The 24,463-nt window shown below is 72.0% G+C and carries 20 protein-coding genes; 12 read left to right on the top strand and 8 right to left on the bottom strand.

From position 1 onward, the window contains the following. Positions 1-210 precede the first annotated feature (210 nt). Positions 211-1,110 (bottom strand): ion transporter, encoded by a 900-nt coding sequence (locus BDW27_RS26075; protein WP_017544903.1) that lies wholly within the window; start codon positions 1,108-1,110, stop codon positions 211-213. 166 nt (positions 1,111-1,276) lie between these two features. Between BDW27_RS26075 and BDW27_RS26080 the strand changes: the two genes are divergently transcribed. Beyond that, positions 1,277-1,588 carry a hypothetical protein gene (locus tag BDW27_RS26080; RefSeq protein ID WP_017544902.1) on the top strand — a complete coding sequence of 104 codons (312 nt, stop codon included), beginning with the start codon at positions 1,277-1,279 and terminating at the stop codon, positions 1,586-1,588. On the opposite strand, the gene BDW27_RS26085 is transcribed toward BDW27_RS26080, so the two are convergent. Then, positions 1,566-2,210 (bottom strand): FCD domain-containing protein, encoded by a 645-nt coding sequence (locus tag BDW27_RS26085; RefSeq protein WP_233515944.1) that lies wholly within the window; start codon positions 2,208-2,210, stop codon positions 1,566-1,568. The genes BDW27_RS26080 and BDW27_RS26085 overlap by 23 nt on opposite strands. A 389-nt stretch (positions 2,211-2,599) precedes the next feature. On the opposite strand from BDW27_RS26085, the gene BDW27_RS26090 reads away from it, so the two are divergent. From BDW27_RS26090 to BDW27_RS26105, 4 genes are read left to right on the top strand one after another with little or no spacing between them, the layout of a single operon-like run. Continuing rightward, complete coding sequence (locus BDW27_RS26090; protein ID WP_110052327.1) at positions 2,600-3,340, top strand: (Fe-S)-binding protein; 741 nt, start codon at positions 2,600-2,602, stop codon at positions 3,338-3,340. Next, on the top strand, positions 3,337-4,764 hold the full coding sequence (locus tag BDW27_RS26095) for a lactate utilization protein B (protein WP_110052329.1): 1,428 nt from the start codon (positions 3,337-3,339) through the stop codon (positions 4,762-4,764). Before BDW27_RS26090 ends, BDW27_RS26095 begins: the two co-directional genes overlap by 4 nt. Further along, a complete protein-coding gene (locus tag BDW27_RS26100) occupies positions 4,761-5,441 on the top strand; it encodes a lactate utilization protein C (RefSeq protein WP_233515940.1) in 681 nt (226 codons plus the stop codon). Before BDW27_RS26095 ends, BDW27_RS26100 begins: the two co-directional genes overlap by 4 nt. Positions 5,442-5,457: 16 nt before the next feature. Next, complete coding sequence (locus tag BDW27_RS26105) at positions 5,458-5,646, top strand: hypothetical protein (protein ID WP_193374238.1); 189 nt, start codon at positions 5,458-5,460, stop codon at positions 5,644-5,646. A gap of 27 nt (positions 5,647-5,673) precedes the next feature. Here the strand turns inward: BDW27_RS26105 and BDW27_RS26110 are convergent, their stop codons facing one another. Continuing rightward, complete coding sequence (locus BDW27_RS26110; RefSeq protein ID WP_110052330.1) at positions 5,674-7,104, bottom strand: cytochrome P450; 1,431 nt, start codon at positions 7,102-7,104, stop codon at positions 5,674-5,676. Positions 7,105-7,378: 274 nt separating this feature from the next. On the opposite strand from BDW27_RS26110, the gene BDW27_RS26115 reads away from it, so the two are divergent. The 4 genes from BDW27_RS26115 (at position 7,379) to BDW27_RS26130 (ending at position 11,837) form a co-directional block, all read left to right on the top strand. Next, a complete protein-coding gene (locus BDW27_RS26115; protein WP_017544896.1) occupies positions 7,379-8,176 on the top strand; it encodes an SAM-dependent methyltransferase in 798 nt (265 codons plus the stop codon). Between the two features lie 396 nt (positions 8,177-8,572). Next, positions 8,573-9,850 carry a DUF2786 domain-containing protein gene (locus BDW27_RS26120; RefSeq protein WP_110052332.1) on the top strand — a complete coding sequence of 426 codons (1,278 nt, stop codon included), beginning with the start codon at positions 8,573-8,575 and terminating at the stop codon, positions 9,848-9,850. A gap of 57 nt (positions 9,851-9,907) precedes the next feature. Next, entirely contained in the window at positions 9,908-10,696 is a 789-nt protein-coding gene (locus BDW27_RS26125; RefSeq protein WP_110052359.1) for an RNA ligase family protein, read from the top strand. Further along, complete coding sequence (locus BDW27_RS26130) at positions 10,680-11,837, top strand: AAA family ATPase (RefSeq protein ID WP_110052334.1); 1,158 nt, start codon at positions 10,680-10,682, stop codon at positions 11,835-11,837. Before BDW27_RS26125 ends, BDW27_RS26130 begins: the two co-directional genes overlap by 17 nt. 177 nt (positions 11,838-12,014) lie before the next feature. Here BDW27_RS26130 and BDW27_RS26135 read toward each other — a convergent pair whose 3' ends face one another. Beyond that, positions 12,015-12,476 (bottom strand): pyridoxamine 5'-phosphate oxidase family protein, encoded by a 462-nt coding sequence (locus tag BDW27_RS26135; protein WP_110052335.1) that lies wholly within the window; start codon positions 12,474-12,476, stop codon positions 12,015-12,017. Positions 12,477-12,871: 395 nt separating this feature from the next. Between BDW27_RS26135 and BDW27_RS26140 the strand changes: the two genes are divergently transcribed. Further along, positions 12,872-14,221, top strand: a complete 1,350-nt coding sequence (locus BDW27_RS26140; protein WP_233515941.1) for an MFS transporter — start codon at positions 12,872-12,874, stop codon at positions 14,219-14,221. Between the two features lie 426 nt (positions 14,222-14,647). Here BDW27_RS26140 and BDW27_RS26150 read toward each other — a convergent pair whose 3' ends face one another. Beyond that, complete coding sequence (locus tag BDW27_RS26150; RefSeq protein WP_110052337.1) at positions 14,648-16,333, bottom strand: AAA family ATPase; 1,686 nt, start codon at positions 16,331-16,333, stop codon at positions 14,648-14,650. Between the two features lie 146 nt (positions 16,334-16,479). Beyond that, positions 16,480-16,653 carry an FxSxx-COOH cyclophane-containing RiPP peptide gene (gene fxsA, locus BDW27_RS26155; RefSeq protein ID WP_017544888.1) on the bottom strand — a complete coding sequence of 58 codons (174 nt, stop codon included), beginning with the start codon at positions 16,651-16,653 and terminating at the stop codon, positions 16,480-16,482. A 266-nt stretch (positions 16,654-16,919) separates the two neighbouring features. Here fxsA and fxsT point away from each other — a divergent pair, with 266 nt between their 5' ends. Further along, the gene (gene fxsT / locus BDW27_RS26160; protein ID WP_110052339.1) at positions 16,920-19,514 is read left to right on the top strand and encodes an FxSxx-COOH system tetratricopeptide repeat protein; all 2,595 of its coding nucleotides are present in this window, start codon (positions 16,920-16,922) and stop codon (positions 19,512-19,514) included. Between the two features lie 35 nt (positions 19,515-19,549). On the opposite strand, the gene BDW27_RS26165 is transcribed toward fxsT, so the two are convergent. Further along, entirely contained in the window at positions 19,550-20,872 is a 1,323-nt protein-coding gene (locus BDW27_RS26165) for an HEXXH motif domain-containing protein (RefSeq protein ID WP_110052341.1), read from the bottom strand. Next, a complete protein-coding gene (locus BDW27_RS26170; RefSeq protein WP_110052343.1) occupies positions 20,873-22,042 on the bottom strand; it encodes an FxsB family cyclophane-forming radical SAM/SPASM peptide maturase in 1,170 nt (389 codons plus the stop codon). 555 nt (positions 22,043-22,597) lie between these two features. Between BDW27_RS26170 and BDW27_RS26175 the strand changes: the two genes are divergently transcribed. Continuing rightward, complete coding sequence (locus BDW27_RS26175; RefSeq protein ID WP_017544884.1) at positions 22,598-23,896, top strand: hypothetical protein; 1,299 nt, start codon at positions 22,598-22,600, stop codon at positions 23,894-23,896. The last annotated feature ends 567 nt before the right edge of the window (positions 23,897-24,463 follow it).

Here is a 24,463-nt window from a genome sequence, read left to right on the forward strand (position 1 = left end):
CAGGACGCCGAGGCCCCCGCCACGCGTACCACCGCCGGTCCCACAGTCCTCGAACCCGGCTCAGTGAGCTCCACGCCGGCGACCGCTGACCTCGGACCGTTGCGGTGGCGGTGGAGGCTTCGGCCCTCGCAGTTGGCGTGGCCTTCCCCCTTGCGGACACGTCCTGCGGATGGCGCGGCACCACGGGGCGGTTGCTGGTTGGTGCGGCGACTAGATGCGCTCGTGCTCGCCACGGAGCAGCTCGCGCTCGTCGCGGAGCGAGGCCACCTCGGCGCGCAGCGCCCGCAGCTCGGCGAGGATCTGCCGCTGGCCCTCGTCCGGGGTCCGGCTGGCACCACCGTCCGGGGTGTCCCCGGGGTCTCCGTCGGGGGCGCTGCCCTCCTCGGCGCCCGGGGCGCCGCCCTGCCCGGGTCTGCCGTACTGCTCCTCGTGTCCGGCTTTGTCCAACGCCTCGACCGCCACCGCGATGAACAGGTTGAGGGCGATCAGCGTGGACACCATGACGAAGACCACGAAGAACACCCACGCGTACGGCTGGTGCTTCATGACCTCGGCCGCGATGTTGCTCCAGCCGTCGGCGGTGAAGATCTGGAACAGGGTGAACAGCGAGGTCCCCAGATCACCGAAGTACTGCGGGGCGTCCGTGGCGAAGAGCCGGGTGGCCATCACCGCGGAGACGTACAGCAGCAGCACCACGAGGACCATGATCGAGGCCATGCCGGGCATCGCGCGGAACAGCCCGGCCACCACGTGGCGCAGCGACGGGATCACCGACAACAGTCGAAGGACCCTGAGCACCCGCAGGATCCGCAGCACCGCGAACGGACCGGAGGCCGGGAGCAGGGCGATCCCGATGATCACCATGTCGAACCAGCTCCAGGGGTCCCGGAAGAACTCCCGGCGATGGGCGAACATCCGCAGGCCCATCTCGAAGACGAACAGGGCCAGGATGACCCGGTCGACGCTCTTCAGGAGATCACCGTGGTTGTCCATCATCCGCGTCGACGTCTCGAAACCGAGGATCACGGCGTTGATCAGGATGAGGGTAATGACGCTGGCCTGGAACCAGGGGGCCTCGACGAGGGCACGGACCCGTTCGCGCGTGATCACTGGGAGGAGAACTCCGTCTCTGTCTTCGGACGACGGCGCAAAAGCCTACCGTCGGCAACGGGCGCCCCGTTTCGTCCTCTTCGCCCTCTGCGCGGCTGACCACTGGCGTCTCCCGCCGCGACCAGGCATGATCGAATACAGGGAAACCGAGGCGAGGGGGCCGCCGATGACGGAATCCGCCGAATTCGACAGGGACGCCACGGACGTCGACGACGTGGACGCCGAGATGGACGTGGGCGCCCCGGACCAGGACTCCGCCGTGGCGGAGTACCTGGAGGACCACTCCGAGAACCATCGGATCGACGAGATCGAGGACCACGGGGTACTCGGTGTAGACGCGGAAGTCGGCCAGGAGGTTCCGGACGGGGAGTCCTCCCTCGAGGAGGACGGCTCCACGGAGCCCCGGCGCGAGGACCTGTCGCGGGTCCTCAGGGCCGAGCAGTACGCGGACCGGGTCAACCGTCGGCTCGAAGGCTGAGCCAGCGCTCCACCCGCAGCACGTGCGCCGCGGCGGCCGCCCGGGCCGCCTCGGGGTCGCGCGCCAAGAGCGCCTCGTGGATGCGCCGGTGGTCCTGGAAGAGGGTGTCGGTGAGCCCCTCCGCTCCGAGCCCGGCCCAGACCCGTTCGTTGAAGGTGCGCGAGGACAGCCCGGCGTGGACCGCGGAGAGCGTGGCGTTGCCCGCGCAGGCCACGACGGCCTGGTGGAAGCCGAGATCGTCCGCGGCGTGGTCGGCGGGCGCGCGTTCGGCGGCGTCCTCCATCCGGTCGAGGAGGCGGCCGACCAGGGCCAGGTCCTCGGGGGTGGCGCGGGCGGCGGCGAGGGCCGTGGCGGCGGGTTCGATCATTCGGCGGACCTGGAGGACCTCCAGCAAGGTCTCGTCGCGCGAGACCTCGGCCAGGACGGAGAAGGCCTCCAGGAGGTCGGCGGGGCGCAGCGCGGTGGCGTAGACGCCCGCCCCGTGGCGGACCGACAGCACCCCCAGCGTGGTGAGGGAGCGGATCGCCTCGCGTACCGATCCCCGGGAGACGCCCAGCCGGACGGAGAGCTCCCGTTCCGTGGGCAGCCGCTCCCCAGGCCCCACCTCCCCGTCGGCGATCATGGCCTTGATCTGCTCGACGGCCCGTTGGGCCACCGGGGTCCGCACGTCCTCGACCACGCCACTCCCCCGTCTCCGTCACGAACACGGCGATTCTACTCGCCATGCCCGTGCTCGCGCCCGCCTGACCTCGCCGATTGGTCGGACCACCCGTGCGATGGATCGCTCCCCGGACTGCCCCGCCCACCGAACGGACACCTCACCCGGGGTGGGGGAAGGCTGCACTGCGTCGTGTATATGGCACCTGAACGCCCGACGCACGCGTGTCGAGACCGCTACGGGGTTCTTGCTCCCCCTCGCGACGCTGTGCGAAAGTGGTCGGACCACGTGCCCCGGTTGCCGTCCGTCGGACCGGACGCTCCTCCCGCCGGGCCGGGGCGTGAAGGAGGCCCATGCGGATCGCCCTGTTCGTCACGTGTGTCAACGACACCCTCTTCCCCGACACCGGGCGCGCGGTGGTCCGCCTCCTGGAGCGGTTGGGCCACGAGGTGGTCTTCCCCGAGGACCAGACCTGCTGCGGTCAGATGCACTACAACACCGGGTACCGGCGCCCCGCCGCGAGGCTCGCGGTGCGCTTCGCCCGGACCTTCGACGGCGCTGACGCGGTGGTGGTCCCCTCCGCCTCGTGCGCGGCGATGGTGCGCGACAACTACCCCCGGCTCGGCGCGGCGGGCAGCAGGCTCTCCCGCAAGATGGCCGACCTCGGCCCCCGTGTGTACGACCTCACCGAGTTCCTCGTGGACGTCCTGGGGGTCACCGACGTGGGCGCCTACTTCCCGCGCAGGGTCGTCTACCACCCGACCTGCCACGGGCTGCGCCTCCTCGGCCTGGGTGAGCGGCCCTACCAGCTGCTGCGCGCCGTGCGCGGCCTGGAACTGCTCGAACTCCCCGGCGCCGCCGAGTGCTGCGGGTTCGGCGGCACGTTCTCGGTCAAGAACGGCGACGTCTCGGCCGCCATGGGGTTCGACAAGGCCCGCCACGTGGCCGAGACCGGCGCCGAGGTCCTGTGCGCGGTGGACAACTCCTGCCTGATGCACATCGGCGGCACCCTGTCCCGCCAGCGCTCCGGGGTCCGGGTCACCCACATCGCCGAGATCCTGGCCAGTACCGAGAAGGAGTACGCGCACGCATGAGCGCCACGTTCCTGGGCCTTCCGCCCTTTCCCGAGGCCGCCCGTTCGGCGGTCGGCGACTCCCGCACCCGCCACAACCTGCACAAGGCCACCCACACCATCCGGGGCAAACGCGACGCGGTCGTCGGTGAGCTGGGGGACGACTGGCGGCGGCTGCGCGCCGAGGGCGAGCGGATCAAGACCCACACCCTGCGCCACCTGGACCACCACCTGGAACGGTTGGAGGAGTCGGTCCACCGCGCGGGCGGCACGGTCCACTGGGCCGCCGACGCCGCTGAGGCCAACGAGATCGTCACCGAGCTGGTGCGCCGGACCGGTGAGACCGAGGTGGTCAAGGTCAAGTCCATGGCCACCCAGGAGATCGAACTCAACGGTGCGCTGGAGGCGGCCGGGATCACGGCCTACGAGACCGACCTGGCCGAGCTGATCGTGCAGCTCGGCGAGGACCTGCCCTCCCACATCCTGGTGCCCGCCATCCACCTGGCCCGCTCCCAGATCCGGGAGATCTTCCTGGACCGGATGTCGGAGTGGGGGGTGCCCGCCCCGCCCGGGCTCACCGACGACCCCCGCGCGCTGGCCGAGGCCGCCCGTGTCCACCTGCGCGAACTGTTCCTGCGCGCCAAGGTGGCGGTGTCGGGGGCCAACTTCGCCGTGGCCGACTCCGGGACGCTCGTGGTGTTGGAGTCGGAGGGCAACGGACGCATGTGCCTGACCCTGCCGGAGACGCTGATCTCCGTGGTGGGGATCGAGAAGGTCGTGCCCACGTGGTCCGATCTGGAGGTGTTCATGCAGCTGCTGCCCCGCTCCTCCACAGGGGAGCGGATGAACCCCTACACCTCCACCTGGTCCGGGGTGACCCCGGGAGACGGTCCGCGCGACTTCCACCTGGTGCTGCTCGACAACGGCCGCACCGACGTGCTCGCCGACACCGTGGGACGCCAGGCGTTGCGCTGCATCCGGTGTTCGGCCTGCCTGAACATCTGTCCCGTCTACGAACGCACCGGTGGTCACGCCTACGGGTCGGTCTATCCGGGGCCGATCGGCGCGATCCTCACACCGCAGCTGCGGGGGATGTCCTCGGAGGTGGACCGGGCGCTGCCGTACGCGTCGTCGCTGTGCGGGGCGTGCTACGACGTCTGCCCGGTGGCCATCGACATCCCGGAGGTCCTGGTGCACCTGCGTGAACGGGTCGCGGAGGGCCCCGGGCACCTCGGTGAGAAGGCCGTCATGGCCGGGGCGGAGGCGGTGTTCGGTTCGGCCGGGGCGTTGGACGCGGTGCAGCGCGCGGCGGGGCTGGTCGGTGGGGACCTGCCCCGGCACCTGCCGGGGCAGGCGGGGAAGTGGACCGACACCCGGGACGTGCCGGACGTACCCGCGGAGTCCTTCCGCCAGTGGTGGAAGCAACGGGGGAAGGGGCAGCGATGAACGGCGCGGACGTGCGTGGCGGGAGCGGCGGGGCCATGGGTTCCCGGGGACGGGTCCTGGCCCGGGTGCGGGCGGCGCTCGCGGACGTGCCCGCAGACGACCCGGTGAAGCCCCCACCTGGGGAGGGGTACGCCGAGAGCCACTTCGAGGGGGAAGCCCTGGAGGTGTTGGTGGACCGGCTGCTGGACTACCGGGCGCTGGTGGAACGGGTACCGGAGGCCGCTCTGCCCGAGCGGATCGCCGCCTCACTGGAGCGACGCGGTGCCGCCCGGGTGGCGGTCGCCTCGGGTGTTCCACGGGAATGGCTCTCGCGGGTGACCGCGCGCCAGCTCACCGACGCGCCGGAGGCCCCGTTGTCGGTGGCCGATCTGGACGCCTGCGACGGCGTGGTGACCGGGTGCGCGCTGGCGGTCGCGGAGACCGGGACGATCGTGCTGGACGCCGGACCGGACCAGGGCCGCCGGGCCCTCACGCTGGTCCCCGACTACCACCTGTGCGTGGTGCGGGCGGACCAGGTGGTGGACGGGGTGCCGGGGGCCGTCCGGCTCCTGGATCCGGCACGGCCGCTCACGTGGATCAGCGGTCCCTCGGCGACCAGCGACATCGAACTCGACCGGGTGGAGGGCGTGCACGGTCCCCGCACTCTGGAGGTGCTGCTGGTGGAGCCCTCCGACTGAGGTGTCGGGGCCGGTCGTGGCCGTGCCCCCGGAGCGGTGGCGGAGGCAGTTCGGCGACCTCCCGGTGGAGTACGGGGTGGACCCGGTGCGGAGCCACGCCTGCGCCTACTTCGACCACCACCGGCGCGGCGGCGACCAGCCGACTCCGGACGATCCGGGGAGCGTCCACCCCGAACTGGCCGTGGTGGACCCCGAGGGCGGCTGAGGTCCGGTCCGGGACGGCCCCCCGGTCTCAGGCCCGGGGGTTCCAGGTCTCCAGGAGCTGTTCGAGGGGATCCGGGACATGCGGTTTCTCGGCGAAGGGCGCCTGGTAGCGGGCTCCCTGAGCGGCGGGCAGCCGCGTCCTGCGGCGGCTTCTGCGTCTGACGACCGGTTCACGCGGCTCGGGCCGGGCTCCGGACTGCTCGCGCTCCCCGGTCGGGGTGAACCAGACGGGCAGCTCCACCAGCCCGTGTACTCCGGGTGCGGGGCGCCACCGCAGTTCGGCCGGCTCGACCGCCATGACCATGCCCCGCATCCGATCCAGCGCCGTGTCGATGGCGGTGCGGACCAGTTCCCGGGTGAAGGCGGTGGCCGGGCAGCGGTGGGCGCCGGCGCCCCAGGACAGGTGAGCGCGGTTCCCCGCCAGCAGGGCCACGGAGTCAGCGGTGTCACCGGAGACGGAGGGGTCGGTGTGCGCGGAGCCGAACCCGAAGAGCAGCGGCTCACCCCGCCTGATCCGGGCCCCCGCGAACCTCATGTCCGTGGTCGCGTAGCGCCCGGCGAGCACGCTGACCGGCGGTTCGGTCCACATGACGTAGTCGACGAAGTCCTCCGGTGTGAGCGTGCCGCCGAGATACGCGGTCCACACTCCGGGGTCCTCGATCAACCTGAGCAGGGCGTTGCCGATGAGGTGGGTGGTGGGTTCGTGGCCCGCCGCCCACAGCAGGTGCAGCGCCTCGACGGCCTCCTCGTCAGTCAGCCCGTGCGGGTGCTCCAGGATCGAGGAGGTGAGGTCCCGGCCCGGCTCGGCGCGTTTGCGGGCCACCAGCCCCCGGAAGTAGGCGCGCACTGCCGGCGCGGCGGTGGCGGCTCCTTTCTGGTCGCCGCTCCACAGGCGGGCGCTGAGGTCCGCGAGCAGGTGCCCGTAGGAGTCGGGCAACCCGAGGAGTTCGTTGAGGGCCAGAGCGGGCAGGGGTGCCGCGTACTGCCCGATGAGGTCGGCGGCGCCCGCCGACTCGACCCGTCCGATCAGGTGTACGGCGGCGCGCTGGACCACCGGGACGAGCTGTTGGGTGCCGACGGAGGCCAGCGCGTCCACGATGGGCTGGCGCAGGCGCTGGTGGTCGTCGCCGTCGCGGTTGAGGGCCGCCCCGCGCACGGGCGCCGCACCACTGGCGTCCCAGGGGCGCGGGTCGGCTGAGAAGTGGGTCTGGTCGCGCAGGACCTGGAGGTTCTCCTTGTAGCCGAGCAGAAGCCAGCCGGGGACGCCGGGCGAGACCTCCACGGAGACCAGACCTCCGTGTCGGGAGCGCAGCTGGTCCCAGGGCGGTTCCTCTCCGCGCGCCAGCCCCGGGTCGCCGTCCTGCTGGGGGGAGAGGGCGGTCTGCGCGGTGTACGGACAGCGCGCGGCTCCCGCCGCCCCCGCCGCGTCATCGCCCGTGGACCCTGTTCCGTGACGCATGGAGACTCCTCGGTGGCTGCGGTGGGGACGACGGTAGGCGCCGAATGTTTCCGGGTCGCTTCCGTGAGGAAAGGGGCGCCTTTCGGCGTCGGGCACCGGCCCCCTCCGCAGGACGGGTCGGGAGGAATCGGACCGGCTACCGCAGCGGCGGAGCAGAGCATCGCCGCGCGCCCGAGAACCCTTGGGAGCAAAGGGATGTGGGTTGCCCGGAGGGACGGCGGGGCAGGATACTGCGCCTGATTCGTGACAGCCCCGCCCCCACCGGAAGGCCCCCATGACGGACACCCCGAGCACCGCCCCCCTGGACACGACCGTCGCCCACTCCGCCCGCGTGTTCAACTACTGGCTGGGCGGCAAGGACCACTACCCGGTCGACCGCGAACTGGGAGAACAGGTAGCGAGCTCCTTCCCCGAGATCGTCGAGCTCACCCGCGCCGACCGGCAGTTCATCATCCGCACCGTCACCCACCTGGCCCGTGAGGAGGGCGTCAGACAGTTCCTGGACATCGGTACCGGACTGCCCACCGCCGACAACACACACGAGGTGGCACAGAGGGTCGCGCCCGACTCCAGGATCGTCTACGTCGACAACGATCCGATGGTGCTCTCCCACGCGCGCGCACTCCTGACCAGCACCCCCGAGGGCGCCACCCACTACATCGACGCCGACCTGCTCGACCCGGAGTCGCTGCTGGCCGAGGCCCGCGAGCACCTGGACTTCAGCCAGCCGATCGGGCTGAACATCATGGGCACGCTCGGGCACTTCCCCGCCGACGAGCGGACCTACGCGCTGGCCCGCGCCTACGTGGACGCCCTGCCCTCGGGCAGCTTCCTGGCCCTGTGCGACAGCACCGACACCAGCCAACAGATCGTCGACTCCGCCGCGGTCTGGAACGAGAACGCGGCGCTCCCCATCCACCTGCGCACCCCGGAGGAGATCGGCCGGTTCTTCGACGGGCTGGAGCTCCTGGAGCCCGGGGTGGTCTCCGTCCCCTTCTGGCGGCCGAACCCCGCCGAGGTCGGCCGGATCAGCGAGGTGGCGCACTACGGCGGAGTGGCCCGCAAACCCTGACGCGTCCCACGGCCCGCCCGCCCGCGCTCGGGGCCGCCCGGTGTCCAGGCTCAGGACCCGGGCACGGGCGGGCCGCGCCCCTCCGGAACGGCGATCCGGGTACCGACGATCATGCCGAGCGGGACCGGGACCCGTTCGTCGAGCCCGGTCGGCGAACGACCGCCCGCTGGCCAACCCCGCGGGGCGCTCCGCCACCGGGACGCTCGGGTTGGGCCGCGTCCCGCCGTGCGGCCACTCCACGACCGGCCAGGGCGGCCCGCGGGGCCGGCGGGGGTGTGCTCCCCCACCCCCACCACCGAATCCGCAGGCCACCGCTGGCCGGTAGGATGGCCAGTCGGCCCGGAGGGGGCCGCACGGCCGCAGGGCCCGACCGTTTCTCGAACCGGGAGTACCACCGTGGGCAGGAAGGGCCGCAGACGCGGCGACGCGCGGGCCGAGGCCGAGTGGGCCGGACCAGGCCCCTCGGACACACCCGTGGAGGTGGTCACCGGCGCCGTGGAGGCGCTCGTGCGCGGGCAGGAGGGCGGCGGCGTGGATCTCGCGGCGGCCCGGCTGGCCGACGCCGAGGACCCCGCCTGGGCCGGGGCGGCGGGCCGCGCGCTCTTCGACACCCTGCTCTTCGCGATCGCCGACGCCTGGGCGCGCGGCTGGCAGCCCACGGAGACGGTCCGGCACGTGTCCCGTGAGTCCGGCGCGCTCGCCGCCACCGTGTGCGCCGAGGCCGTGACCGCCGACCTCGAACGCCACTCGGCCGCCACGGTGGACCCGCGCTGGACCGAGCAGGTGCGTGCCCTGGGCGCGACCGCCCCCGGCTCGGGTGATCAGCACCTGACCCGGTTGGGCACCGAGCACGGCCTGCTGAGGTTCGAGGCGGTCGAGGTGGTCCTGCGCCTCCTGGCCGTGTTGCGTGTGCTGCCGCCGATGCGCCGTCTGGGACCGCCCCCGGGCACCTTCCGGCCCGGTGTGCACACCTCCGCTCCGGTGGACCGGGGTCGGCTCCAGCGCGTTCGGGCGCTGCTGGCCAAGGCCGAGTCCACCGAGTTCCCGTCGGAGGCCGAGGCGCTGACCGCCCGGGCCCAGGAGATGATGGCTCGGCACAGCATCGACCTCGCCCTGGTGGCGCAGGACCCCGAGGAGCCGGAGGCCGCCTCCGCCCGCAGATTGCCGGTGGACTCGCCCTACGACGAGCACCGGGCCGTACTCCTGACCGAGGTCGCCGAGGCCAACCACTGCCGTGCCGTCTGGCACCGGGAACTGGGGCTGAGCACCGTGATGGGGTTCCCCGGCGACGTGGAGGCGGTGGACCTGCTGTACACGTCCCTGCTGGTGCAGGCCGAGGCCGCGATGCGGGTGAGCGGTTCGAAACGGGACCGTTCCGGGCGCGGGGCGCGCAAGGACTTCCGGGCGTCGTTCATGTCCGCGTTCGCGGTGCGGGTGGGCGAACGCCTCACCGAGTCGGCGCGCGCCGCCGAGGAGGCGGTCACCGCCGAGACCGGTACCGACCTCGTCCCGGTGTTCGCCGCCAGGGAGAAGGCGGTGGAGGCCGCCGTGGACGAGGCCTTCGGAGCGCTGACCTCGTCCCGGGTCCGGGGGCCCTCCAGCTCCGAGGGCTGGTACGAGGGCCGCGCCGCCGCGGACGCCGCGTCGCTGGGCACCCGCTCCAGACTGACCTGAGGGCTCGGGCCGGAAAACCGCTGGCTCCGTGGGTCGTCGGGTGTGTACAACCGTCACATGCTTCGCAAGTACCCCCGCACCCGGCACATCCGTGGGTCGCGGCTCCAGCACGGTGACCACGACCTGTCGGCCGAGCCGTTCGCTCACCTGGCCGGGCGGCACCTGGTGGTGGAGGAGAAGCTGGACGGCGCCAACTCCGGGATCAGCTTCGGTCCCGACGGCGTACTGCGGCTCCAGAGCCGGGGGCACTACCTGACCGGCGGCCCCCGGGAGCGCCAGTTCGCCCCGTTCAAGGCCTGGGCTGCGGCGGTCGCGCCCGCGCTGTGGCCCCGGCTGGAGGACCGGTACGTGCTCTACGGCGAGTGGCTGTACGCGCGGCACACCGTGTTCTACGACGCGCTGCCGCACTACTTCTGCGAGTTCGACGTGCTGGACACCCGCGACGGGACGTTCCTGTCCACGTCGCGCAGGAGGGCGCTCCTGTCCGGAACCCCCGTGGTGTCGGTGCCCGTGCTGCACGAGGGGCCGCTGGCCTCGCTCGCGGAGCTGACCGCGCTGGTCGGGGCCTCCGCGTGCCGGACCCCCGGGTGGAGGGCGGCGCTGACCGAGGCCGCCAGAGCCGGTGGCGCCGACCCCGAACGTGCGCTGGCCGAGACGGACGGCTCCGACCTCATGGAGGGGCTGTACGTCAAGGTCGAGGAGGGCGACCACACGGTCGACCGGTACAAGTGGGTGAGGGCGGAGTTCACCTCCGCGATCCTGGACGCGGGTACGCACTGGCTGGACCGGCCCCTGATCGCCAACGCCCTGGCCGATCCGGAGGTGCTGTATGCGACTGTTCGATGAGCTCTGCCCCGCTCCGCCGTACTGGGGCCTGGACTGGGGACGGGTGCGGGAGGCCTTCGCGTGGGTGCGGGACCTGGCCGGGGTGGAGCAGGACCCTGTCCACCACGCCGAGGGGGACGTGGAGGTGCACACCCGCATGGCGTGTGAGGCGCTCTCCGAACTGCCCGAGTGGCGTGCCCGACCCGCCGACGAGCGGGTCCGGATCTTCGCGGCCGTGCTCCTGCACGACGTGGCCAAACCCCTGTGCACCCGGCGCGACGAGGATGGCCGGGTGACCGCCCACGGGCACTCCCGAGGCGGTGACCTGCTGGCCCGCCGGATCCTCTGGGAGTCCGGGGCCCCGATCGAGTGGCGTGAGCACGTGGCCGCGCTGGTCCGCCACCACCAGGTGCCGTTCTGGGCCCTGGAACGCCCGGATCTGCGCCAGATCGCCTTCCGCGCCAGCCTGCTGGCCCGCAACGACGACCTGGTCGTGCTGGCCACCGCCGACATCCTCGGGCGCCACTGCGGAGACACCTCGGAGGTGCTGGACAACATCGGGCTGTACGCCGAGTACTGCGCCGAGCAGCGCTGCCTGGACACACCGCGCGCCTTCCCCTCCGATCACGCGCGGTTCTGGTTCTTCCGCAGGCCCGACCGCGACCCGGACTACGCGGCGCACGATGACACCCGGCTGACCGTGACGGTGATGTCCGGTCTGCCCGGTGCTGGCAAGGACCACTGGATCGGGGCGAACCGGCCGGACGTGCCGGTGGTGAGCCTGGACGCGCTCCGCACCGAACTGGGGGTTCGGCCTACCGCGGACCAGCGCCCGGTGGCCGCGGCCGCCGCCGAGCGCGCACGCGAGCACCTGCGGGCGGGCAGGTCGTTCGTGTGGAACGCCACCCACGTGTCGCGCGACCTGCGCGGGCGGTCGGTGTCCCTGGCGGCCGACTACCGGGCCAGGGTGGAGATCGTGGCGTTGGAGGCACCGCCCCGGGTGCTGGGCGAACGCATGGACCGCAGGTCCGCGCCGGTACCGCGGGCGGCCGTGGAACGGCTGGTCCGACGCTGGGAGTGTCCCGATCCCACCGAGGCCCACCGGGTGACACGGCTGGCGACCGGTGAGGCCTCGGGTCAGGACCGTACGCGCCGGGTGTGACGCGGCCTCGGAGCGGCGTCCCACTCCCTTGGAACCTCCCGGAGGGACGGTGTGGGGCGAGTGGGGAGCAGGGGGCGAACGACCGCGCACCAGGGGTCCGACGATCCGGGCTTCGGTGCGGCCCCAGGGACCGGTGAGGCTCCGGGGAAGGCTCGTCTCCACCGACGCCCCGAGGGGTCAACAGGCTCCGGGGTTCGAGGAGGTGTCGGGAGCGCCCCCGGGGGTCGGGGTGGTCTCGGGGGCGGCGCCGGACATCAGCCAGCGGGTGACACCGACTTCCAGCAGGGAGCGGCGGGGGTCCCTGCCGTAGGGAGTGCGCGGGTCCCAGCCGTACCGGTCACGGAAGGCGGCCAGGACGTCGTCCGGAAAGCGGTCGTGGACCGTGGCCGTCCCCTGCGCGACCACGGGCGCGTCGCCGTCCTCCAGGGCCAGGGACACCCTGGGGTCGCGCGACGCGTTGCGGGCCTTGACGGAGGTGGTGGACACGCCGATCCACCATCGCTCCCTCAGGTGGACGAACCACACCGGCACCACGTGCGGCGAGCCGTCGGAACGTAGAGTGCACAGCCAGACGCTACGGTCGTCGGCAAGGCGTCGGCGCAGGTGCTCGGGAGCGGGTAGGAAGGTGGGGTCGGGCACGGTGCTCCCAGGGTCGGATCGGTTCTCCAGCAGTGTGCGACCTCGACCGTGGTTGAGGTCAAGCGGAGAAAACGGCATAAAACGGCCAATCACCCTTTCCACTGTTGACACTTGCGACTCAAACGCTCATCTTGAACACCAACAGGCCGAGGTGGCACGCTTTTCCGGATAGCATGAACCGGGACCTTCAGAACCGCGTGGACCACGCCGATCGGGTCAGCACAAGCCCTCCACCACAGGGCTTGTGGCATTCGGATTTGTCACCCCAGTACCCCTTGCGTGGTTTTCGGCACTCACGTTTTCCATCTGCATTGAGAACGATGTCAACAACGGAACCCTGTGTTGGGGAAACCTTTCCGAACCGAGACACCGGACGTTGGCGACGCCATTTCGCGTTGCTGTGGAGCAGTGTGGCGCTGGCCGGTCTCGGGACCATGACCTTCGGTCTGGCCGTCCCCCTCCTGGCCCTGTTCCACACCGGCTCCCCGGTGCTGGCGGGCTGGATCTCCGCGGCCGGCATGGTGCCGCGCACCGTCCTGCACATCCCCGTCGGCCTCATGGTGGACCGCCACGACCCGCGCACCGTCATGGTCGTCGGCCTGGCCGCCCGCATCGCCTGTGTCGTCCTGTTCGTCGCCCCGGTCCTGGTGTTCGACGCGCCGGTGGTCCTGCTCGCCGTGGCCTCGGCCCTGCACGGCGTGTGCGGCACCATGCACGCCACCGCCGGAGCGGCCGCCGTCCCGCGTCTCGTCCCCAGGGACGAGCTGGCCGGGGCGGCCGCCAAGAACGAGGCCCGCACCGACGCCACCCAGATGATCGGACGCCCCCTCGGTGGCGCCCTGTACGGCCTGGCGCACGGACTGCCCGCGCTCTTCGACACCGTGGTCTCCGCCCTGGGGCTGTGGGCGGCCTGGCTGCTGCCCCGGTCACGGCCGAGGCCCCAGCGGTCCGACCCCCGGCACGGCGTCCTCCGGGAACTGGCCGGGGGTTTCCTGTTGCTGCGCACCGACCGCTTCCTGCTGCGGTCGCTGGTCGTGTGCACCATCACCAACGCGCTGTTCCAGTCGGTGTGGCTGATCATCATGCTGACCGCCACCGACGAGGACCTGTCCGCCTTCCTGCTCGGCGTGGTGCTGGCGGCCACCGGCGCCGGAGGGCTGCTCGGCGCCCTCCTCGCCCCGGTCCTGGTGCGCAGGCTGACCCCCACCCGGATGGTGGTGCTGTGCCTGTGGTCGTGGCTGGCCCTGACCCTCCTGCTCGTCGTCGCCGAGCGGGCCGGGTCCACCTGGCTCCTGGCGGCGCTGCCCGTGGTCTGGGGCGGCATCGGGTTCGTCGGGGCACACATGAACGTCACCGTGGCGACCTACCACACCACCCACGTCCCCCCGGAGCTCCTGGGGCGCCTCACCGGCACCGTCCGCTTCCTCAGCGGCGGCGCTCTGCCCGCGGGGATGCTGGGCGGGGGCTACGCACTGGAGGCCCTGGGAGTACACGGCACGGTTCTGCTCGTGTGCGGGGCCACCGGCGCGCTGACCCTCGTCTTCACTCTGCTCCTGGCTCTGCGCCCGCGTCCTCCCCAGCCGGCTCCGCCACGGAACCGGCCCCGCCCCCGGACCGCCCCACGGGCGCTCCCGCCTCCAGCACCCACTCCGCCGGAACCGCCCCGGCCAGCGCCCGAAGACCCGACGCCAAATCCCGGTGCACCTGGTCGGCGCTCCGGTCGGTTCGCGCCTGAACGTGGTTGACCACCTCGTCCACCGCGTCACGCAGCTCGTCGACGTGGTCCTGGCCGTCCGGCGGCAGGACGTCGCGCATGCGCTCGACCGCGATCACCGCGTCGTAGATGTCGGTCCGGGCCTGCCGCACGAGGTCGGACAGGTCGTCGCCGCCCTGGCGGGGAGGACCGTGCATCCGGATCTGGGCGATGTTGCGCATGCCGATGTCGAGCCGCAACACGCTGCCGCGCACCTCCTCCAACCGTGTGCGCACCTCCCGTTGCCGGGCCCGTCCCCGCTCGTACTCGCGCTGCTCCCGCTCCCGCTTGAGGGTGTGATCGGCTCTCCAGCGTTCGACCTTCGCGGTCCGGTAGCCGGACAGCGCCGTGGCCCCCAGGGTGCTGATCGCGGTGATGACACCGGTGATCAGGGCGACCAGGACGGTGGAGTCCACGCTCAGTTCCTCCCCTGGCCGGACGTTCCCCGCTGCTCCGCGCGGATCTCCCCACGGGTGCGCCGCGCCTCGGTGATCCCACCGCCACCCACCATGGCGCCCTCCAGAACGTCCAGGGCCGAGCTCCCCTGCCCCGCGAGCCAGAGCACCTGTCCGATCCCGGCCCGCAGGCTGGGGTCGGCGTGCACCCGGCTCTCGGCCGCCGCCACCCCCGTGAGCCCCGCCGACCTCTCGCCCGCCATCAGGCGGTTGCGCGCCTCGGCGACCAGCAGACGCGAGACCGCCGCGCCGTCGCCGACCGCCTCGCGCTGCCTGGCGGCGTCCGCATAGTGTCCGGCCGCCGCCAGGTGGTCGCCGCGCTCGAACGCGAGGTCGCCCAGGAGCGCGGTGAGCAGCGCCCGCTCCCTCGGGTTCGCCGCGGCTCGGCCCAGGCCGCGACGGGCGTGCTCGGCAGCCAGCGCCGTCTCCCCCCGGGTGTGCGCGGCCCGGGCAGCCTCCAGGGGATCGGGGCCGCTCGCGGAGGAGGGCCCGCGCGCGAACGGGGAGAGGGCCGCCAGAGGGCCTGCCAGCCTGGGGTGGCGCAGCAGGTAGGCGGAGCCGTCCCGGTTGGCGGTGACCAGGTGGCGGTCCTCCAGGGCGTGGACCACCCCGGGTGTCAGTTCGCTGTCCGGATCCTCGCAGGCCGGACGGCCCACGCCCCGTGGACCGGCCTCCGCCACCGCGCGCAGCCAGGCGTACGGCACCTCCGGGGGCACCAGGTGTTCGTCCGCCACCTCCGAGAGGACTCCTGACAGACGCTCGGTGAGAAGGCGGTCGACCTCGGACTCGGCGTCCGGGACCAGGGCCGTGCCGGACGCGCTGGCCTGCTCCCAGAGCGCCTGCCCCAGGAACTGGAGGAGGGCGGGCTCCACGGTGTCCTTCGGGGGACACGGTTGTGCCCCCGCGTCGCGAGCGGTGCGGGCCTGGTGCACCAGCCGGTCGGCGTCCCGCGCGGCGGTACGTGAACCCGCCAGCGCCAGGGCACGCGCCGCCGCGTCGGTGGCGGTTCCCGGGGCGAACGGCGTGAGTCGCACCTCGGCGTGGTCGACCTCGCGTTTCTCCACCAGGCGCCGGAGTTCGTCGAGGTGCTGCGTGCGCACGGTGAGCAGCAGGTGGAGGTCGGTGCGGTGCTCCACGGCGGTGAACAGTTCGTCCAGGAAGTCCCTGCGCACCGGTTCGGGCGCGGCGGAACGCCGCAGGAGGAGTTCGGTCTGGTCCAGGACGGCGAAGACCGGCCGGGGCAGGCCCTGCCGGTCGGTGCTCTCGTGGGTGCGCAGGTAGTCGCTGATCGAGGTGCCGGGGCCGTGGGTGGGGAACTCCGAGGGGCTCCACAGGGCCAGCAGAGCGCGGCTGTAGGGGTTCTGCCCGGGGAGTATCGCGGCGGGGAACACCGGGTCGAAGCGGAGTTCGCCCTGGGGCAGTACGGTGCTGCCGCGGTCGGTGAGCGCGGGCACGGCCCCCGCTCTGACCAGGGATGTCTTTCCCACCCCGTTGTCACCGTGGAGGACGGTGAGCCGGTGGCGGCTCCAGGAACGCACCAGTTCCTCGGTTTCGGAACGGCGGCCGAGAAAGTGTCGCCGGTCCTGGGCGCGGAAGGGCCGCGCCCCGACGAACGGTCCGTGCGCGTGGACGATGGCGGCTCGTGTCATGAAGCAGCTCCCGGCCAGCGAGAATGGAGACAGCACCTCTGTGAGGAGCGCTGTCCATGGTGTCACGGGTCAGGGCGTGGTTCGAGCCCCTGCGAAATTCCTGTGTCCTTTTCGCCGCACGGACGACGTCGCGTCACCGAACGGTGCTACTCGGGGTCGTTGACGAACCCGGCCACCACCTCGGCGCCGGCCTCCCCGGGGTCGAGCACCGTGCGCAGCGCCTCGGCGATCGCCGATCCGCCCATCGCCTCCAGGTCGCGCAACGACAGTTCACCCACGTCCACCAGTGCCGTTCCCCCGGTGGACCCGTGTTCTCCCATGTGCTCGCCTCCGCGTGATAATGGCCGCCGTCGTGCGGCCAGCCGCGAACTGACGGTGGGGTCCGCCCTTTCGCCACGGCGTTCTTCGATTCGCCGTACAGAAGTTCCTACCACACACCTGTCCTTCCCTAACCTCTTCGCCTACGCTGATGACGTTGACCAATCCCTCACGCAACAAGTAGTGACACAACACAACACCGGGATTTCTTCCGTTCAAGGGGAAAAGAAATTCCTGGTGGGGCCTATGTGAAACCGGAGGACAACGCGTGACCGCTTCCAAAGGGAACCCCCAGGGCCAGAGCAGGAACCGTTTCCCGGAAGGAGCCGGACACGGCGGAAACAGATTTCCCGAGGTCTGGGGCCGTGTTCCGCCGCGCCACAAGAACTTCACCGGCCGCGACGAGCAGATCAGCGCACTTCGCGGCGGGTTGCTCAACCAGGTCACCGCGGTGGTCCCCCACTCCCCCTCGGACCCGGTGGTCCCGCACACGCTCCACGGGTACGGGGGTGTCGGCAAGACCCTCATGGCCGTGGAGTACGCCCACCGCTACCGGGCCGAGTACGACCTCGTCTGGTGGATCATGGCCGACCAGCCCGGCCTCGTGGACTCCGCGCTGGCCCACCTGGCGCCGCACCTGGGACTCCCCGGCCCGGCGGTGACCGGGGTCGAGGACGCCGCCGACGCTGTCCTGGAGGCCCTGCGCAAGGGTGAGCCGTACTCGCGCTGGCTGCTCATCTTCGACAACGCCGACGAGCCCGAGGAACTCACCGAGGTCATCCCCCAGGGTCCCGGGCACGTGCTGATCACCACCCGCAACCACCGGTGGGAGGGTGTGGCCGAGACCGTGCCGGTCAACGTGTTCAGCGAACACGAGAGCGTGGAGTTCCTCAAGAAGCGCATCCCGCGCGGCATCACCACCGCGGAGGCCGTCGAGCTGTCCGAGGCGCTGGGGTACCTCCCCCTGGCGCTGGAACAGGCCGGGGCCCTCCAGTCCGAGACCGGCATGTCCACCCAGGAGTACCTGCGCCTGCTCTCCGAGCGCACCGGCCCGCTGCTGCGCGAGGGCAAGCCCCCTGAGTACCCCAAGCCCATGACCGCGGCCTGGCAGCTGTCCGTGGAGAAACTCAAGGAGAATCTGCCCGAGGCCATGGAGCTGCTGCGCTGCTGCGCCTTCTTCGGCCCCGAGCCCATCCCCCGGGACCTGTTCTTCCCCGTGGACGACGGTCCGATCCGCCCCGAGATGGCCGCCCTGATGGACGACCCCATCCGGCTGAGCAAGGCCATCGGCCAACTGGGCCGGTACGCGCTGGTCCGCCTCGACCAGGCCAACCGGACCATCCAGGTGCACCGGCTGATCCAGGCGCTGCTGCGCGAGGAGCTGGACGAGGCCACCCAGGAGTCGATCCGGGTCGAGGTGTGGTCCCTGCTCAGCGCGGCGGCCCCGAACTCCTTCACCGACGCCGCGTCCCAGGCGCGCTACTTCGAACTGCTCTCCCACATGCGCCCGGCCGGAGTCGCCGAATCGGAACGGCCCGAGGTGCGGCGCTTCGCGCTGAACATGCTGAACTTCCTGTACGTGTCCGGCAACTTCGAGACCGCCGGACGGTACGCGGAGAACTTCATCGAGAAGTGGACCGCCGACTCCGGCGAGGAGGACTCGTTCGTCCTGGAGGCGCAGGCCAAGTACGCCAACCGGCTCCGGGACCTGGGAAGCTACATCGCCTCACACGACCTCAACCTGGCGATCCTCCCCAGGATGCGCCGCACGCTGGGCCACGCGCACCCGGAGACCCTCTCCGTGCTCTCCGGGCTGGGCGCGGACTACCGGGCGCGCGGGGACTTCTGGCAGGCCCGCGAGCACGACGAGGAGGTGCTGCGCCAGTACCAGGAGGCCTTCGGCCCGAACGACACAGCGACCCTGCGCGCCATGAACAGTCTGGCCCTGGACCATGCGCTCACCAGCGACTTCGCGGGCGCGCAGAGCAAGCACGAGCGCGCCTACATGCTGTTCAAGCGCAGCGGGCCGACCGGGGCCTCGCCCACGCTGCTGGCGTTCTGGTCCGGTCTGGCCCAGGTGGTGCGGCTGGCGGGTGACTACACCGAGGCCTGCGACCTGGGCGAGGACGCCCTCGCCTACGGTCGTGAACACCTCGGTGTGGACGACCCCCGCACGCTGCGCACCCAGGTGGACCTGGCGATCGCCCGCAGGCTCTCGGGGGAGCTGGACGAGGCCCTCGAACTCGGCCAGGACGCGCACTCGCGCTACCTGCGCCTGCACGGCATCAACCACCCGAGCACCCTGGCCGCGGCGATGTGCCTGGCGAACCTGTGGCGCATGACCGGCGAGCTGGCCGGGGCACTGGAGCTGGCCGAGGACACCGACATGCGCTACGCGCAGGCCTACGGCGCCGACCACCCGTACAAGCACGGCTGCACGAGCAACGTGGCGCTGCTGTACCGGTTGATGGGCGATCCGGCGCGTTCCCGCTCGATGAACGAGTCCGCGCTGACCGCACTGGAGGCCAGGCTCGGCCGCAACCACCACTACACCCTGGCGGCCGCCACCAACCTGGCCAGCGACCTGGCCGCCCTGGGTGAGGCGAAGAACGCCACACGGTTGGGCCGGGGCACCCTGCGCCGCTACCGGTCCCTGCTGGGCGAGGAGCACCCCAGCTCACTGGCCTGCGCCTCCAACCTGGTGCTGGACCTGCGCGCCGAGCAGGAGACGGACGACGCCGACGCGATGGCCGAACACACCTTCACCGGGTTCCTGCGCGCCCTGGGCCGCGAGCACTCCTTCACCGGCGCGGCGGGTGAAGGCCGCCGACTGGTCGCCGACTTCGATCCGCCCCTGCTCTGAGGGCCCCACGCTTCGGGCCGGCCCCCTGATCCGGGTCAGCCGTGGCGTGCGTGCCAGCGCTCCCGGTGGGAGCGGGCGGCGGCCTCGGCGGCCTCCTCCGCCGGGGCGGGGACCGGTTCGGCCAGCCATGCCCTCAGAGTCCGGTCGGTGGCGGCCAGGAACCGTTTACCCTCGGCGGTGAGCCGGCCCGAGTCGGCCAGGGCCTCGGCCGCGTCCACCGTGGAGCGCCGCCAGTGCGCGAAGTCGGCGTGGGCTCGGGCAGCCTCGTCCCCGGTGACGGTGTGCCGGTGCCTGCGCCAGAACCCGGCGACCCCCAGGTGGGCGTAGACCCCCTGGAACAACCCCGAGGCGGGACGAGGGTCCGGACGCCAGGGCGCGTAGAAGCGGCTGCCGTCCTCGGGCAGGGTGAGTTCCACCAGGTCGAGCAGGGCGGTGAGTTTGGCGTGCTGTACCTCGTGGGCGAAGGTGAGGGCCAGCAGGGTCGGTCCCGGCGGGGTGGACAGCCCCAGGTTGCCGAAGGCGTGCCGGGCGGTGGCGCTGGTGTGGGCGCGTCCGCCCGGCGCGGTGATGGGGGTCAGCGTGACCACGGTGTCGGCGGTCTCGGCGGCCACGGTCCAGTGGTGGTCCACCAGCAGCCGCCAGGACTCCGCCAGGTCGCGGCGCCAGCGGGCGAGTTCGGCGGCGCCGAGGCGATGGGCGACCAGGTCGGCACCGGGCATGCGGTCGGGGTCCTGGTCGTCGAGAAGGAGCGTGAGCCGCTCTCCCCGGTGTTCGGCGACCAATCGGCGCAGGGCGTGCCAGCCGGGCGCGTCCTCGTGGGGGTCCTCGGGGACGGTGACCTCCGGTCCGTTCCCGGTACGCAGCACGGCCCGGCCCGCGGTGGTCTCGAACAGGGCGCGTCCCGTACCGACCCTCCGGCTCTCCACCCCGACGAGGGCCCGGCCCAGCGACGGCAACGGCGCCGTGGGGCCGTCCAGCGGAACCTCCAGGCGTGCGTCCATCCCACCGCGCAGGGCGGCGACGGCCGCGATCGCCGCCAGTCCGGACACCCGGGGCCGTTCGGGGCGGTGCCCGGCCAGCGCGAGCGCGGTCCGTCGGGCCCACACTCCGACGGTGGGGTGGCGCAGTACGGTCGCGACCCGGTCGGGAGCGTGTTCCTGGGCTTCGGCAAGCAGGTCGTAGGCGTCCCGGGCACGGTCGGCGTCAGCGTGTCCGGCTCCCCGGGCAGCGTCCACGACGCGCCGCAGCAGCAGGAGGTGCTTGCCGAACTGGGCGGCGCGCAAGTGGGCGGTGGCCCCGGCTCCGCCGCCGCCACGGGACAGCGCCTCGAACACCGGTTCCGGAACCGGATCTGACATTCAGAGCCCTTTCCTGATGCGGGCCACGTCCGCGGCCACGGTCTGGTGGATGTGGGTGATGAGGTGGAACAGGTCCGCGCAGTACACGGAGGGGTTGAGGAAGCCGCTTCCCTCTCGGTAGCGGTGCGGGTAGAGGCCGCCGCCGCAGACCCGGGAGAGCGGGCAGTCGGCGCAGGTGGCGCTGAGGGCGCGGGCGCCGATCTGGCGGGCGGCCACGGCGGGCAGGTAGAGGGCTTCGTCGAAGGTGTGGGTGAAGGTGTGCAGGGGCGTGCTCGCCGCCCCCTCGAAGGCCGACTTGAGGCTGTCGACCTGTTCGATCCCTCCGTCGGTCTCCACCACCACGAGGGCTGCCGGGGAGAGTCCCACGCTCTCCGTGCGTGAGGGGCTGCCCAGGACGAGGCGGATGATCTCGTTGAACATGCGGATGTTGGTCTCGCGCTCGGCGGAGTGGTACCAGCGGTCGAACACGGAGACCAGCCACGCGCCGTAGCGCGGCTCGGTGGACGACCAGCCGGGCGGCGGCTCGTCCCAGTTGCCGTGCGGCAGGAGGAAGTCGACGCTGGGCGGGTCGTACTCCAGCAGGTGCTCGAAGGTGGAGACCGGGTCCGACTCGAGGTCGACGGTGGAGAGCAGGCCCGCCAGCAGGCGGCCGTCGCGCTCGTTGAGCCGTTCGATGCCCGCGCGCACCTCGGCGTGGGTGCCCCGACCGTTGGCGCGGGTGCGGTGGCGGTCGTGGTCGGCCTCGGCCCCGTCGATGCTCACGCCCACGCGGATGCCGAGTTCCTCGAACAGGTCGAGGAAGTGGGAGTCGATCAGGACACCGTTGGTCTGCATCCGCAGCGCGACGTGCACGTCGGGCTCGCAGGCCTTGCGCAGGGACTGGACGGTGTGTCGCAGGTGGTCGAGTCCGACCAGGAGCGGTTCCCCGCCGTGGAGGACGACGTCCACCCGCTCGCGGCCGTGGGCCCGCGCGTGTTCGGCGATGCGTTCGGCGACCCGGTCCACGGTGGGCCGGGCCATGCGGCGGGGTTGTGACCGCCAGCTCTGGTCGGCCATCTCGTACATGTAGCAGTAGTCGCAGGCCAGATTGCAGCGGCTGTGGATCTTGAGGATGAACTCGCGAAAGGGCGTGGGCCGCCACCCCCGTCCGAGGAGCTCTTCGACATCCATGCCGTCGGGCCATTCGGGGCGTCTTTCCGGGTCGGTACTCCGTGCCACGCGGGCGACCTCCTGGGATGACGTAAAGTGCGAAATCCAGTTGGATTATCGCATTTGTCTTTCTATGTACTCCCCACAGGTATCCACAAACCTCGTGCGCGGACAGCCCACCCCCACCCCGCGGTGCGGACACCCTGACCCGGGGCCCCTCACCCGAGGTCGGTCACCGCCATCCGCCTCCGGCGATTCTTCCCGACTCACGGCCCCCAAACATCACAGCCTCTGAGAAAATGACCGATTCCGGCCATCGAAACGCTGATTAGCCATTACCTGAGAGAGCACGGCGAAACCAGTCGATACACTCACTGATCACGATTCCGTCGCTTTTACTCCGCATTTCTCCCCCACTTCACCGCTCCCCCATGAACCCCAGGGAAAAACGCCCCCATTCACCGGCCGGACACGGAGGCCAAGGGGGCCGGTTTTCGACGTTTTCCCATACGAGAGCACCTGCCGGGGTTAACCTAGTGCGGTTCGGCCATCCGCCTAACGTTCGGTGACCACATCATGACTGAGCGAATCCTGCCCGCCATCTCCGCCTGCCTCGACTGGGCCGACGAAACCGACCCCCCGCCCGTCCTCGAGGAGGACGACCTGGCCCTCCTCCTCAGCGCCCACCGCGACACCGGGGCGCACGAACCCGGCGACTGGACCGTGGACGACGTCCACGACGTCGCCACCATCCTGCGGCACAGGGAAACCCTGCCCGAGAGCCTCCGGGACAGCTGGCTGTCCTGGTGTGACCATCTGGTCTCCTCCGGGGGGCTGCTGTCGGTGGAGAGCCCGCGCCGTCTGCGCGCCACCATCGAGCGGATCGGACTGACGCCCGGCCTCACCCCGCGCACCGTTCGCGACCCGATGGACGACGCCGCCTCACCGCTGCTGGCGCGACTGGGCTGCGTGGAGGACGAGGACCCCACTCCGCTGCTGCCCTACGTGCCCGCTCCGCTGGCCGAGCTGGACGCCCGGGCCGCCGCCTGCCCGACCCTGCACCGGGCCGCCCTGCTGGCCGCCTGGGTGGCGCCCAGGAGACTGCTGCGCCCCGGCACCGACCACGACGAACTCGGCGTGGAGGAGACCGCCCGGGCCGCCAGCGACCTGGACACCACCCCGGCCGAGATCCGCTTCCTGTTCTCCGTGGCCCGCTCGGCGGCGCTGGTGCGCACCACCTACCTCCACGTCCTGCCCGGCCCGGCGGCGGGCGCCTGGGCCGAGGACCGTCCCGGGGCCGCCGCCAACGCCTGGGCGGACGCCCTGACCACCATGGCCGCACTTCCCGGACCCGCGCCGTTCCTGCTGCTGGCCGAACTCTTCCTGTCCGGTCGGGCGCGCACCCCGGCCGAGCTGGTCGACTCCTGCGGCCCCGGCGCCCTCCCCGGTTCCGAGGAGCCCGAACAGCACGTCCTACGGGCGCTCAAGGTCCTGGCCGACCTCGACGCCGTGGAGAGGGTCGGACCGGAGCGGTACCGGACCTCCGACCTGGGCGACCACTGCGCCGCCCGGCACCTGGGCGAGTCCGGCGTCGAGGTTCCGGTCGTCGCGCCCGTGGCCGATCTCGACGCGCAGGGGTTCCTTGACCTGGTGGAGGGGGTCCGCCCGGTGGACGTGGAGGTGCTGTTGGACCGCTGGCTCGCGGGCCGTGCGCCGAAGGAGGCCGCGCGGGCACTGGTGGACGCCGGGCTGCCGCCGGTCGACGACGACCCCGAGTCGTTCGTCCGCACCGTGTCCGCCCACCCCTGGGCCGACAGCGTGTTGGCCCGCATCAGGGCCTGCCCGCTGAGGGACACAGCGGCCCAGGCCCGGTAGGCGCCTCTCCGACCGTCAACCGCGCCGGCTCCAGGGGCCCTCTGACCGCGCGGGCTCGCAATGTCAGCCCCTGTGGGGTGGGCACGGGCCGGCAGGTCGACCACGGGGGCGGAGACGGTCGCTTTCGGGCAGGCCAACCATGGAGGGGCAGGTCAAGGGCGCCGCGCCCGGATCATCACCGTCCGAGTGCGCAGCACCGGACGAGAAGCCGCTCCGCCCCGGTCACCGGGACCCCGCTCCGGATCTGCCACCCGGGCATCCGAGCACCCGAAGAGGGCGCGTACAAGGGATGCACGTCCAACGACCCATAACGCTCCAGGACCGGTACGCGGTCGCCGACGGTGTCCGTTCGGGAGGGGTTCAACGCGAAGAGACGGGGCGTTCCGCCCTTCAGCGATGCGGGCTTTCCGACGGGTTTGCCCGGCGCCCCCCGGAGGTTCATCCGGTCCTCTCCGAACCCGGCGAACGTGGGTTGTCCACAGGCCCTCAGCAGAAGAACGCGAATTCTCCGATGATGGACACGTGGCCGCGTCACCTTCGGTGGTGCGAGGGACGCGGCCGCCCCCG

The organism is Nocardiopsis sp. L17-MgMaSL7 (assembly GCF_003182025.1).
GTDB classification, from domain to species: domain Bacteria; phylum Actinomycetota; class Actinomycetes; order Streptosporangiales; family Streptosporangiaceae; genus Nocardiopsis; species Nocardiopsis prasina.

Excerpts from the sequence above, each read along its gene's own strand:
- BDW27_RS26175 (WP_017544884.1), top strand. The coding sequence starts at position 22,598 with ATGACTGAGCGAATCCTGCCCGCCATCTCCGCCTGCCTCGACTGGGCC.
- fxsA (WP_017544888.1), bottom strand. The coding sequence starts at position 16,653 with ATGGGAGAACACGGGTCCACCGGGGGAACGGCACTGGTGGACGTGGGT.
- BDW27_RS26130 (WP_110052334.1), top strand. The coding sequence starts at position 10,680 with ATGCGACTGTTCGATGAGCTCTGCCCCGCTCCGCCGTACTGGGGCCTG.
- BDW27_RS26085 (WP_233515944.1), bottom strand. The coding sequence starts at position 2,210 with ATGATCGCCGACGGGGAGGTGGGGCCTGGGGAGCGGCTGCCCACGGAA.
- BDW27_RS26110 (WP_110052330.1), bottom strand. The coding sequence starts at position 7,104 with ATGCGTCACGGAACAGGGTCCACGGGCGATGACGCGGCGGGGGCGGCG.
- BDW27_RS26165 (WP_110052341.1), bottom strand. The coding sequence starts at position 20,872 with ATGTCAGATCCGGTTCCGGAACCGGTGTTCGAGGCGCTGTCCCGTGGC.
- BDW27_RS26100 (WP_233515940.1), top strand. The coding sequence starts at position 4,761 with ATGAACGGCGCGGACGTGCGTGGCGGGAGCGGCGGGGCCATGGGTTCC.
- BDW27_RS26170 (WP_110052343.1), bottom strand. The coding sequence starts at position 22,042 with ATGGATGTCGAAGAGCTCCTCGGACGGGGGTGGCGGCCCACGCCCTTT.
- BDW27_RS26115 (WP_017544896.1), top strand. The coding sequence starts at position 7,379 with ATGACGGACACCCCGAGCACCGCCCCCCTGGACACGACCGTCGCCCAC.
- BDW27_RS26150 (WP_110052337.1), bottom strand. The coding sequence starts at position 16,333 with ATGACACGAGCCGCCATCGTCCACGCGCACGGACCGTTCGTCGGGGCG.
- BDW27_RS26090 (WP_110052327.1), top strand. The coding sequence starts at position 2,600 with ATGCGGATCGCCCTGTTCGTCACGTGTGTCAACGACACCCTCTTCCCC.
- BDW27_RS26080 (WP_017544902.1), top strand. The coding sequence starts at position 1,277 with ATGACGGAATCCGCCGAATTCGACAGGGACGCCACGGACGTCGACGAC.
- BDW27_RS26095 (WP_110052329.1), top strand. The coding sequence starts at position 3,337 with ATGAGCGCCACGTTCCTGGGCCTTCCGCCCTTTCCCGAGGCCGCCCGT.
- BDW27_RS26125 (WP_110052359.1), top strand. The coding sequence starts at position 9,908 with ATGCTTCGCAAGTACCCCCGCACCCGGCACATCCGTGGGTCGCGGCTC.